Source organism: Paraburkholderia sp. SIMBA_030 (assembly GCF_046535245.1).
Classification (GTDB): Bacteria; Pseudomonadota; Gammaproteobacteria; order Burkholderiales; family Burkholderiaceae; genus Paraburkholderia.
The window spans coordinates 21,461-33,017 of record NZ_JAWRXB010000026.1 but is presented as its reverse complement, the minus strand read 5'-3'; the positions used below and the strand labels follow the sequence as shown (position 1 = coordinate 33,017).

The following is an 11,557-nucleotide window of genomic DNA, read 5'->3' as shown; positions in this document are numbered from 1 at the left end:
GGCCGGCCGTTCACCTTCCTACTCGATAAAAACCTCTGCACCGGCCTGCTTCGACGAAGCAAACATCGCTTCGATGACGCGGCTGATGTTGTACGCCTGCGTGGCCGGAACAACCGACGGCGTGCCGTTGCGAAATGCCCCGAAGAAGGCATTCGATTCGCGGTCGAAGTAAACCGGGTTGCCGATTTCAGCAATATCGGGCGAATATTCGGTCTTCTTCGTGGCCCAGATTTCGGGGAAACTCGTTTCCTGCCATTCGGTCCATCCTTCCGGATAGGCGCCCTTGCCCGCGTCGTAGATCTTGTAGCTCGACGGCAGCGAACGGGACGACATGATGCCTTCGGTGCCGTACGCCGTGATGTCCCAGCTTTCGGTCCAGGGCAGCACGTCCCACGACATGAAGTCGATGACCACGATCTTGTCTTCGTAGTTCAGCACCGCGCCAGCCGCATCCTCGCGAGACTCGTCGCCGTGGAAGTTCGGGAACTTCGTGATACGGGCATTGACGGATCGCGGCATGCCAAAATGCAGCAGAATGCGGTCGACGAGGTGGCAGCCGATGACAAAGACGGCGCCCCCGATGTCGCCGGGCTGGGTCATGTGAGCGGTCCCGGCCTCGTCGTGCGAGCAGCCACCGTGAGCGCGCACCTGGACGACTTTCCCGAGGCGGCCGCTTGTGAGTGCTGCCTGCATCGCGTCAACGGACGGAGCAAAACGCCAGCAGTAGCCGACCTGCACGATCCCACCCGTGCGCTCCACCGCCTCGACGATGCGTTTGGCATCCGCAGAACTGCGTCCCGCGGGTTTCTCGCACAGCACGGCCTTGCCGGCCTCAAGCGCCTCGATGGTCAGCTCAGCCATCTTCTCGCTTTTCGAATGCACGAGTACGACGTGCACGTTCGGGTCGCCGAGAATGTCCTCTTTCGTACGAGCCTCGAGGCCGAGGGCATTCACAAAGGGATCAAGCAGAGGGCTCGTGTCCCACGCGCCGAGCATCCTGGCGTCGGTTCGACGTTGAATCGCCTTGACCCGCCCCGACGTGTGGGGGTGTGTGATACCGAGGCATGCGACGCCTGTCGTTTCTCCAGCACCAATCTTTTGCGCCATGACGAATCTCCTTCAGCTGAATGGTTAGACCTGGACGGCTTTACCGGACGTCGCGGATTCGAGTGCGCAGTCGGCAAGACGCAACGCCTTGAGGCCGTCTTCGACCGACGTCGGCAGCGGCGCATGGTTGTTCAATGCGTCCACAAACGCTTGCAGCTCTGCCTTGTACGCCTCGACGTAGCGCTCAAGGAAGAAGTTCAGCAGCGGTTCGCGTGCGTCCGTCGTCTCTTTCGTCCAGCGGCGGATGGTCGAAGGGCGCAGGTTCTCCTGCAGGAGCATTCCTCTGGAGCCGGACACCTCCATGCGCTGGTCGTATCCATATACAGCCTCGCGGCAGCAGTTGATGTGACATTGCCTGCCGGAAGCCGTACGCAGCTGGACCATGACGGTGTCGAAGTCGCCAAGCTCCGACAACGACGTATCCACGAGGCGGCTCGCCATCGCCATCACTTCAACCGGCTCCTCGCCGAGCAACCAGCGAGCCATGTCGAGGTCGTGAATCACCATGTCGCGGAAGATGCCGCCCGAATGCTCGACGTAGTCGCGCGGGGGCATACCCGGGTCCCGGCTCGATATGATGACCTGGCGGACTTCGCCCACGTCACCTGCATCGATTGCCTTGCGGAAGGCCTGCGACGTCGGGTCGAAACGACGGTTGAAGGCGAGCATCACGCGGCCGCCCTGTCGCTCGACCTCACGTGCAGCCGCCAGCGACTTCTCCATGTCGAGGTCGATGGGCTTCTCACAAAGAACGGCCTTGCCGCGCGTCACCGCTTCCAGCATGAACGTTATATGGGTGTCGGTCGGCGTGCCAATCACCACCGCATCGATATCGTTGCGTTGCAGAACGGCCATGCAGTCGGTCGATGCTTCGCAACCGAGGCGTTCGGCGAGCGAGTTGGCCGCGGCGGCAACCGGGTCCGCGACGACGACGAGCTTCGCGTTCGGAATAGCTGCTGCGTTACCGGCATGGATGCGACCAATTCGGCCGGCACCGAGTACGGCGATTCGAATCATTTTTTGTCTCCAGAGATGATTGGTTTGCCAGATGAGTGCCTTAGGCTGCGGCACCGGCTCTGGTCGAGAATTGCGCCATGGTGGTGTCGTATGCCCGCTTCGCCATCACATCCAGAGGCAGTTTGCGATACGGTTCCGAAATCAGCTCGACGCCGTAATACGGCAGGGTGCAGCCAGCCTGTTCAAGCGCGTCGACGAACGCGCGGCAGTCGGCCGCCCCTTCGCCACAAAGCTTGCGGCTAAAGGTCGAGTCCTCGAAAAGCGATCCCTTAACCTGCGCGCCTACGTCATCCAGCTCTACTCCCTTGATGAAGCGCGCCGGGATGCGGGCGACCTCGCTATAGGGACTGCCACCGCGTGCTACGTGCCAGTGGTCAACCATCAGGCCGCCATTGGGCTGGTTGGCACCTTCAGCAATCTTCAGTGCATCCCCGATGTTTCGGATGGGGGAAAAGGGCATAAACTCGATTGCGACCGTCGCGCCGACCGTCGCCACGTCTTCGCAAAGTTTCGCGAATTCGTCGGTCATGCGCGCAAAATCTGCCGTGCTTTCGTCGAAGGGGTTCGCGCCGATCTTCAGGTTGCGCATGCCAAGTTCGCCGCCCAGTTCGATGACACGGCGACGGAAACTGTCCGATTTGGCACGCGGCTCGCCATCGAGGTACCAGTCCATGAGAATTTCGAGTTCGAAGTATTTCATCCCTGTATCCTCGAGAATCTTCTTCACACCGGACAGTCCGTACTTTTCGACGCTGTGTTCCGCGTCGTCAAGGATTAGCCCCAAGCCACGCCAGCCGGCTTGCGAGGCCGCCTCCGCACGGTCACGCAGTGGAAACGGGCTGATTTCCGTGGATGCACACGGATACACGTCGCCGGCGAGGGTCCAGTACGCAGCCAGCAGTTCGATCTCTTTCGTGCTCATTTCAGATGATTCCTGTAGTTCAGGTTGATTCAGAATGCTCGACGGCACGCCTACCTGCGTGACCTGCGATCACGGGATGTCCCGCGCCGCATTCGTGGAAGGTGCCAGCGTGAAGTCCCACGACACCGACCAGAAGGGAGCCGAAAAACCGACCTTCCGCGCTGCCTCGGGATCGCCGATCTTTTTGAAGTCGGCAATCAGTTCACGCTTGACGCCGAACACCGCGTCCTCGGAGAGATACGGGCAATCGGGCGTGAAGATGTGGGTAATGACAGGGTCGTAGCCTGGCGCAGTCACGATGAAGTGCAGGTGCGCCGCCCGGTTGGGATGGCGGCCCATTGCACCGAGGAGTTTTCCGACCGGCCCATCCGACGGAATCGGATAGTGGCGCGGCTTGACTGACTTGAACCAGTAACGGCCCTCGGCATCCGAGATGAATACGCCACGCAGATTCGAGTCCGGCTGAATTCCTTTTTGCTGGACGTCGTAGAAGCCATCGTCGTTGGTCTGCCACACCTCGAGTTTCGCGTTCGGAACAGGCGTGCCCTCGATGTCCGTCACGCGTCCTGCAACAACCAGAGGTTCGCCCTTTCCATCCAGGCAGATATTCGCGCCATTCTCATACTCGGGTGCATTCGCAACATAAAAAGGCCCGAGAATCGTGTTGGGTGTCGCCCCGCTCGGCCGGCGATGGTTGATGGCGTCAACGAGCATCGAAACGCCAAGGATGTCCGACAGCAGGATGTACTCCTGTCGCCAGTCGGTACACATCTGGCCGGTTTCAGTCAGAAACCGGATGGCGGCAAACCACTCTTCGTGCGTCGGCTCGATTTCCTTCACCGCTGCATGCAGATGCTTGACCAGAGTCGTCATCACCTGCCGAAGTCGTGCGTCGGCATTCTGCCCCATGCGGGCGTTGACGACGTCCGCCGAGCTAGCTTCATCGAAATACCGTGAGGAGGATTGGAAAACAGGAGGTGTTGCTTGCTGCATAATGCGTCTCCTTAAATATTCTCGTACAGCTTTGAAGCGAGTCTATATTCGTAAAAGTCGGCAAAACAGAGCTGGAAAGGGAATCTCTTTCGCGCAAAACGGGAAAGTGGGGGGAAGGCATGCACGATTGCCCCGCCCGCACCGGCGTCACGCGGTCCAGTGCCGCTCGTACTCGTTCTGCTGAAACCGCTCGACGAGTGCATCGATGAACAGGCGAACCTTTACCGGCATATGGGCCCGGGTCTGGAATGCAATGTTCATCGTGAGCCGGGGCAGATCCCAGTCATCCAGCACCGGAACAAGGCGGCCGGCCTTGAGGTCGTCGTACACGATGTACTTGGGCTGCACGAGAATGCCCATGCCTTCGAGCGCGGCGACCCTGAGTATCTGACCGTCGTTCGATTCAAGAAGGGGCTTGACCTTGACGAGAACCGACTCACCTGTGCGATGAAAGGCAAGCTCGCGCGGATTGTCCGCGAGCGCGTAGTTCAACACCTTATGCTTGACCAGTTCTGCCGGGAAGCGTGGCAAACCGTTTGCTTCGATGTACGAATGAGCTGCGGACAGTATTCGCCGGGTCGCAGCCAGTCGCCTTACCGTTATGTTGCTGTCGGCCTCAAGCACCTTGGTACGGATTGCGACGTCGATGCCATTTTCGATGATGTCGTGGTAACGATTGGCCGCCACGACATCCACCGTGATGTCCGGATAACGCGCCGTAAACTCCGGAAGCATAGGTGTGATGTGCAGCATGCAAAACGAGAGCGATGCAGTGACGCGAAGTACACCACTCGGTCGCACCGTCGCATCCTTGATGACCGACTCAGCTTCGCTGAGGTCCGCCAGGATGGACTTGCATCGTCGATGGAACTCTGCCCCAGCCTGTGTGAGATAGAGATTGCGCGTCGTTCTGCGCACGAGCTGGACAGCAAGCCGGGTCTCCAGCGAGATCAGGTAGCGGCTTGCCGCGGATATGGAAAGGTCTACAGCCTCCGCAGCCCGGCTGATACTGCCCGTCTCGGCAACCTCAACGAATAACTGTAGTTCCTTGAACTGGTCCATCTTCCTGTACCACCCTACTTTTCCCCAGGTTCCGTCGCGCAGCAGATCGCACAGGTGCGCGATTTTCGGGAACTTCGCTCGGCCGCCTGTTTGCCGTGGGCTGGCAATAATACGGCACTCGGTCTATCGATGAAGGATAAAAACACCTCAAAAAACCATCAATTTTGAACGCTCGCCCGGATCCGGTGCGAATTTACGCCATGCAGCTTCGCGAGGCCTGATCGTTCAAGGCCCGGATGAATCTGGCGGGCTCCCAATCCTCGTCAAGTGCGCGTTGCATGAGTTCCTGCTGGCTTTCCGGCGCCAATCCGCCGACCGGCGGATTACGGTCGAGGTCGGTAGGGAACGGGTATCCCTCAGCACAGGATGCAATTGCCGCGGCGGCTTCGGCGTCACTTATCCGCCCCATTGCCCGGCGCTCGCGCAATACCGGATAAACCGCCTCGCACATCCTTCTACGGTCGAGCAGTTCCATCGTCCGGCCATATGCCGACGAGATCTGCAGGAGATTCGCCATGCGCTGAACGTCAGTGGTGCGATTGGCACCCGCCGCATGAAACAACGCGGGACTAAAGAACACGACATCGCCCTTTGAGAGCGGCAACTGGACGAAGTGCGCCTCGAAGTATTCCCGGAAATCTGCACGCCGCCATGCCACGTATCCCTCGGCATACCGCTGTGAATACGGCAGGAGTTTTGTTGGTCCGCTTTCGACCGGCATATCGGTGTGCGCCACCGCCCCTTGCAGGGTAAGAAAGGCGGACATCCTGTGCACGTGCGCCGGGTAGCGTTCAGCTTCGCCGACCGTCTGGAAACCAAGGTGGTAGTCGCGATGTACCTGTTGTGCGTCGCCGCCGGGGCGAACCACATTGACCTGCGATGTCATCTGGTAACACGGGCCGAGCCAGGCCTCCGACACTGCCCGAAGCATCAGATTCGAGAAATACTCCGCGAATACGGCCGGCGCTCGAAGGCAAAGCTTTTCCTGGGCGTTCCAGATGCGATCGTTTGCGTCCGCCGCTGCAAAATGGTCCGCTCCGCTCGAGCCTTGTTCCCGCTCGCTGCGAATGATGGCGGCGAAGACAGCTGTGGCGTCATCGATCAGTCGTGTATCAGCGAATGCCTGCTGGAGCAGCAGCACTCCGGCACCATCCCGAAGGACGTACGCCCATTCCGCCTGCAACTGGGCGCGACCGGATGCGTCGCGTGCGACGTCATCGAGCTGTTGACAGTCGTATACGGGAATTCCCTGCCTGATCTCCGCCGCATAACGCGTGGGACAGTCGTCGCCCGCGTTCAGCTGAGCCACGAATTCATTCAAGGAGCAATCATGTTCGCTATACCACTGCTGCCCCCATTTCGCGAGGCATCCTTGAGTCTGTTTCATAGGGCCCTCCGTCGTGAATCAAGCATAGGCGCCAGAACTGATATGTGGGTATCATAAAAACATCAAAAATACATCAAATAGGGAGATGCAGGCATGGCACACCGCTTTCTTATCAAGGAGATAGCGCTTCAGGCCGGGCTCGGAGTGGCAACGGTCGACCGTGTGCTCAACGAACGCGCCCACGTTCGTGAGCACACGCGCAAGCGCGTCGAGCAAGCCATCAAGGAACTCGAAAAGCAGGAACTGCAGTTGGCGACCATAGGGCGAAAGCTCATGGTCGACGTGGTCGTAGAAGCCCCCGCACGCTTTGCCGACGAGATCAAGGACGCGCTTGAAACAGAACTTCCGGGGATGCACCCGGTAGTCATTCGTCCGCGCTTCCTGATGCGGGAAACGATGACAACGGCCGAGGTAGTCGAGACGCTTCAGTCGATTGGACGTCGGGGAAGCCACGGGATTTTCCTGAAGGCGCGCGATGTTCCGGAGATTGCCGAAGCAATAGGCGACCTGCAGCGTCGCGGCATTCCGGTCATCACGATCTTCACCGATATCCCATTGTCCGGACGCGTCGCATACGCGGGGCTGGACAATCGGGTCGCCGGCGCCACCGCCGCCTATCTTGTTGCGCAGTGGCTAGGTCCAGCTCCTGGCAACATCCTGATAACGATGAGCGATGAACGGTTCAGGGGCGAGGAGGAACGCGAAATAAGCTTTCGACGCGCGTTGAGAACCCGCTATCCCCAGCTTACGTTGATTGATGCCAGTGGCGGCCACGGCCTTGACACGCCTACCGAAAAGCGAGTCCTCAATGTTCTCGCCACAGATACAAAAATCGCCGCGGTCTACTCGATGGGAGGCGGGAATATCGCCATTCTTCGAGCACTCGAAGCGCAACAACGGTCTCCGGTGTGCTTTATCGGACATGACCTGGACAGGGACAACGTGCGCCTACTGCGCGAGGGTAAGGTCCAAGCGATTCTGCATCACGAACTACGTCAGGACATGCGCTCAGCATGCCAACACGTCATGCACTTCCATAAGCTCCTGCCAGCGTCTGCCGTATCGCCGTCTTCATCGGTCGTAGTCGTGACACCCGAGAACATTCCGGAGCACATAGCGAGCCGGTTTCGTTGATAGCGATGTCGACGGATCCAGTGTCCGAAGCGAGCCGGGATCGGGTTGCGACTGGCCGCCACTTGTCGGCTCCACAGTCTCGCGGTCGAACCTCACTTGCAAATCGTCTGGCGCGAAGTCAGTTTTCGTCGGGCGGGCACGGTTAGAAGACCTGGGGAAAAGTGCGCCCGCACCAGACGAGGTTCGAGATATAAACCGTCCCGAACCCTTCGCTCCTCCTAGAACTGATGGGCGATACCCGCGATTACGCCAAACTGGCTCTTGCCGTAGTTCGGATTTGTGCTGGACGCGGCGCTGCTCACCGGGTCGCTATTAGTGTTTGCGCCATACAGCCCGCTGTCGAGCCCAAGATTGGATGTCGAACTATTCCGGACGTAACCGAGCTCGGTATACAGGAGCGTCCGCTTCGACAGTGAATAGTTCGTGCCCAGTGTGTATAGCGTCGCGTTGCCATTGCCGTGATTGGCGTTTGCGTGATACACCGCACCGGTGATCGAAAGCGCTGGCGTGGTCTGCCAGATGGCGCCAATCCATTCGTGATTTACTGCTGTCGGCAGCGATGTACCTGACGGCAACGTTGTCGGAGTGGCCGTACCAAAGTATCCTGCGTTGGAGGCGTTGGGTGCGCTGAGGTGCTGATAGCCAATATACGCAATCACGGGACCGAACGCGTAGGTCGCACCCGTGAGGATGGAGCGCGAAGCCAGGTACACGTTGCTGAACTGGCCGTTGGGATCGCGGACCTCATCATATGTCGCCTGCCAGTAAAGACCGCCGGTCTGATACGACAGCTTGATGCCGTCCGACCTCCCCTGCGCACTACCCAGACCGCTCGATGAGCCCAACTGGCCCGGCGCGCTTCCTGGATTTCCAGAGTTCCATTTCGTCGAGTTCGTCAGGTCGTATTGCCCCTGCAGCGTAAATCCGCCGATCGTCGGTGACAGATACTCTATTCCGTTGCCGGCCTGCGAGAAGATCCGGCCACGCACCAGCGTGCCAATCGCATACTTCTTCGTTTGCTGCGGGTCGACGTCGCCCGAATATTGGCTGATTTCGGCCGAGCCCATATTGCCAAACTTCAGTTGACCCCATGTGTCGTTGTGCAAGCCTACAGTCGCCTGCCCCTCGAAGAAGCTGCCGTTGGCCAGGCTGCCGTTTTGTGTGTTGAGTCGAGACTCAAGATGGAAAATAGCCTGTGTACCGCCGCCGATATCTTCGGCGCCTTTGAGACCGAATCGCGACTGGGCCCATCCTCCACTCTGTGCACCGAACACGTGCCCCTTCGGCATACCAGTCTCATATTGAAGCCCGTTGTCTACGATGCCATACAACGTGACGTTGCTTTGCGCACTTGCAGACGCCGTCGCCGTCATTGCGAACAGCCCAAACAGAACCTTCCTCATCACATCTCCTCTATTTATATAGTACTGCTATATTAATAACCTGCCTGGGTGAAAATCCGATCGTGGCGACTTGATATTGTCGGCAGCGCCTGATTATTCTGTAATGCAAAAAATTGGGGCTGCGCCCGTCATCAATCGCGCGGAAAACGCGTTTCCTACATCCGTTTAAGTGCCCGTATCGTTGCCGCGTTCATCGCATCCGGATTCCGGTTGGGAATGCGGAGCGCAAATCACTCACAGGGAGACACCGCGCTCTTTCGGACCGCGGTTGCCAACCGAGTCCGCTGAACACGCTTGATCGGAATACGAGGGATCTCGAAGCATAGGGCTGCTTGCGGCATGGCACGTCTCCGTCGTTGTACTCGTGTAACTTCGGCCCGAGTGTATATTCGTCAACGGTGGAGACACAGAGCCGAATGGGGAATCTCTTTCGCGGAAATCGGGAAAATCGAAGCTATCAGGCGCTATCGGCACCCAAAAATCTCATAACTTTAATTAGTTGAAGTCTGGCGTTGGCCGACTAAAGTTTCGGGATTTTTGGCCGATTCGATGGACTTTTTGACTATGCGCCCTATTCTTTATTGATGAAATGGAAACGCGGCCCGTCCCTTTACAGCGTCCCTGTCAGCAGCGGAAACCGGTCAACCGGCCGATGCAGCACTCTGCTGACTGGAAGTTCGTATGGAGACGCTACAGCGGCATCGGAAGCCGGGCGTTTCAGGCTGCGTTGCGGCGATAACGGGTGTTATCGCTGCTGGCACCGGACATTTGAATCTAGCCTGGACGTCCCGTGAGCGACAGCTTTAAACTGCGGTGCCCACTTTACCGCTTGCGTCCTGATAGACCTGCGAGGCTCAGGCGTCTTGTACGGTACGGCTACCCGGATCAGAACCCGGCGGCCAGTCCGTCGCGCCGGGTGTCGCTCGCTGCAACATAACCGCGCTCGGGGTCGTTGCGGTCGAGCTTCCAGATGTACTGCCCTGAGCCGAAATCCATGTACGGATCCTCGACCGACTTGATCGTATGACCGAGACCCTCGAGCGCGCGCACCGTGTCCCCATTCAACGTCGCCTCGACGTCGACCGTGAAGTCGCGATTGACCTTCCAGCGCGGCGCGTCACACGCGGCCTGCGGCTGCTGGCCATAGTCGAGCATGCGCACGATCGATTGCAGATGCCCTTGCGGTTGCATATCGCCACCCATCACGCCGAAGCTCATCACCGCTTCCTGACGTCCGTCGACCTGCTGGGTCAGGAAGGCAGGGATGATCGTATGGAACGGCCGCATGCCGCCTTCGACGACGTTCGCCGACTTCGGATCCATCGAGAACCCGTAGCCGCGGTTCTGCAGCGAAATGCCGGCGTCCGGCACGACGATGCCCGAGCCGAAGCCCATGTAGTTCGACTGAATGAAGCTCACCATCATGCCGCGCTCGTCGGCCACCGACATGTAGATCGTGCCGCCCGCCTTCGGCATGCCGAAATCGAAATGCGTGGCGCGCTTCGGGTCGATCAGCTTCGCACGCGACTTCAGGTACGTGTCGTCGAGCATCTGCTCGGGCGTTACCTCCATCGAACGCGGGTCGGCGACGTACTGGTAGACGTCTGCGAACGCGAGCTTCATCGCTTCGATCTGCAGGTGCTGCGATTCGATGCCGTCGACTGGCAGCGCGCCCACGTCGAACTGTTCGAGAATGCCGAGCGCGATCAGCGCGGCGATGCCCTGGCCGTTCGGCGGAATCTCATGCACCGTGTGGCCGCGATAGTCCTTGCTGATCGGCTCGACCCAGTCGACGCGGTAGTTGCGCAGATCGTCCATCGTGAGCGCGCCGCCGCCCTGACGCGAGAACGCGGCGATCTGTTCGGCGATCTCGCCTTCGTAGTACGCGCGCGGGCCCTGCTCGGCCAGCTTGCGCAGCGTCTTCGCGTGGCCAGGAAAGCGCACCAGTTCACTCACTTCCGGCGCGCGGCCGCGCGGCATGAACGTGTCGGCGAAGCCCGGCTGGTCCTTCAACTCGGGCACTGCCGCCGCCCACTTGTACGCGACGACGCTCGCCACCGCATGCCCACGCTCGGCAATCTCAATGGCCGGCTCCATCAGGTCCGCGAACGGCAGTGAGCCGAACTTCTGATGCAGCGCTTCCCAGCCGGCGATCACGCCCGGCACCGTCACTGCATCCCAACCGCGCTTGGGGTGCTTGGCGAGACCGTTTTCCTCACCGTACTTGCGCTTGAAGTAATCGACATTCCATGCGGCGGGCGACACGCCCGATGCGTTCAGCCCATGCAGCTTCGTGCCGTCCCAGACGAGCGCGAACGCGTCGCTGCCGAGGCCACACGAGACCGGCTCGACGACCGTGATTGCCGCGGCCGCGGCAATAGCCGCATCGACGGCATTGCCGCCTTTCCACAACATCCGCAAGCCGGCTTGTGCGGCAAGCGGATGAGACGTCGAAACGATGTTGCGCGCGAACACGGGCAAACGGGGTGTCGGATACGGGTTTTGCCAATTGAAACGTGTCATTGAAAACTC

9 protein-coding genes are annotated in these 11,557 nt (G+C 59.5%); 1 reads left to right on the top strand and 8 read right to left on the bottom strand.

Annotation, left to right across the window (positions count from 1 at the left end; translation table 11 throughout):
- Positions 1 to 18 precede the first annotated feature (18 nt).
- The 6 genes from SB772_RS33845 to SB772_RS33820 all read right to left on the bottom strand — a co-directional run bounded on the left by SB772_RS33845 (position 19) and on the right by SB772_RS33820 (position 6,488).
- Positions 19 to 1,107 carry a Gfo/Idh/MocA family protein gene (locus tag SB772_RS33845; protein WP_410837482.1) on the bottom strand — a complete coding sequence of 363 codons (1,089 nt, stop codon included), beginning with the start codon at positions 1,105 to 1,107 and terminating at the stop codon, positions 19 to 21.
- A gap of 24 nt (positions 1,108 to 1,131) precedes the next feature.
- Positions 1,132 to 2,124: an inositol 2-dehydrogenase gene (gene iolG, locus SB772_RS33840; protein ID WP_410837481.1), complete on the bottom strand. Its 993-nt coding sequence runs from the start codon at positions 2,122 to 2,124 to the stop codon at positions 1,132 to 1,134.
- A gap of 40 nt (positions 2,125 to 2,164) precedes the next feature.
- Entirely contained in the window at positions 2,165 to 3,094 is a 930-nt protein-coding gene (locus tag SB772_RS33835) for a sugar phosphate isomerase/epimerase family protein (protein ID WP_410837480.1), read from the bottom strand.
- A gap of 21 nt (positions 3,095 to 3,115) precedes the next feature.
- Complete coding sequence (locus SB772_RS33830; protein WP_410837479.1) at positions 3,116 to 4,039, bottom strand: intradiol ring-cleavage dioxygenase; 924 nt, start codon at positions 4,037 to 4,039, stop codon at positions 3,116 to 3,118.
- Positions 4,040 to 4,186: 147 nt separating this feature from the next.
- The gene (locus tag SB772_RS33825; RefSeq protein WP_410837478.1) at positions 4,187 to 5,101 is read right to left on the bottom strand and encodes a LysR family transcriptional regulator; all 915 of its coding nucleotides are present in this window, start codon (positions 5,099 to 5,101) and stop codon (positions 4,187 to 4,189) included.
- A 193-nt stretch (positions 5,102 to 5,294) separates the two neighbouring features.
- Positions 5,295 to 6,488, bottom strand: coding sequence for a phytanoyl-CoA dioxygenase family protein (locus SB772_RS33820; protein WP_410837477.1), 1,194 nt, complete (start codon positions 6,486 to 6,488; stop codon positions 5,295 to 5,297).
- Between the two features lie 93 nt (positions 6,489 to 6,581).
- Between SB772_RS33820 and SB772_RS33815 the strand changes: the two genes are divergently transcribed.
- The gene (locus tag SB772_RS33815; RefSeq protein ID WP_410837476.1) at positions 6,582 to 7,622 is read left to right on the top strand and encodes a LacI family DNA-binding transcriptional regulator; all 1,041 of its coding nucleotides are present in this window, start codon (positions 6,582 to 6,584) and stop codon (positions 7,620 to 7,622) included.
- Between the two features lie 218 nt (positions 7,623 to 7,840).
- Here SB772_RS33815 and SB772_RS33810 read toward each other — a convergent pair whose 3' ends face one another.
- Together SB772_RS33810 and SB772_RS33805 are read right to left on the bottom strand one after the other, a co-directional pair.
- Positions 7,841 to 9,025 (bottom strand): porin, encoded by a 1,185-nt coding sequence (locus SB772_RS33810; protein ID WP_410837475.1) that lies wholly within the window; start codon positions 9,023 to 9,025, stop codon positions 7,841 to 7,843.
- Positions 9,026 to 9,910: 885 nt separating this feature from the next.
- The gene (locus SB772_RS33805) at positions 9,911 to 11,548 is read right to left on the bottom strand and encodes a gamma-glutamyltransferase family protein (protein ID WP_410837474.1); all 1,638 of its coding nucleotides are present in this window, start codon (positions 11,546 to 11,548) and stop codon (positions 9,911 to 9,913) included.
- Positions 11,549 to 11,557 lie beyond the last annotated feature (9 nt).

Bases quoted from the DNA above. Each gene is read 5' to 3' on its own strand.
- SB772_RS33845 (WP_410837482.1), bottom strand. From the start codon at position 1,107: ATGGCGCAAAAGATTGGTGCTGGAGAAACGACAGGCGTCGCATGCCTC.
- iolG (WP_410837481.1), bottom strand. From the start codon at position 2,124: ATGATTCGAATCGCCGTACTCGGTGCCGGCCGAATTGGTCGCATCCAT.
- SB772_RS33830 (WP_410837479.1), bottom strand. From the start codon at position 4,039: ATGCAGCAAGCAACACCTCCTGTTTTCCAATCCTCCTCACGGTATTTC.
- SB772_RS33825 (WP_410837478.1), bottom strand. From the start codon at position 5,101: ATGGACCAGTTCAAGGAACTACAGTTATTCGTTGAGGTTGCCGAGACG.
- SB772_RS33820 (WP_410837477.1), bottom strand. From the start codon at position 6,488: ATGAAACAGACTCAAGGATGCCTCGCGAAATGGGGGCAGCAGTGGTAT.
- SB772_RS33815 (WP_410837476.1), top strand. From the start codon at position 6,582: ATGGCACACCGCTTTCTTATCAAGGAGATAGCGCTTCAGGCCGGGCTC.
- SB772_RS33810 (WP_410837475.1), bottom strand. From the start codon at position 9,025: ATGAGGAAGGTTCTGTTTGGGCTGTTCGCAATGACGGCGACGGCGTCT.
- SB772_RS33805 (WP_410837474.1), bottom strand. From the start codon at position 11,548: ATGACACGTTTCAATTGGCAAAACCCGTATCCGACACCCCGTTTGCCC.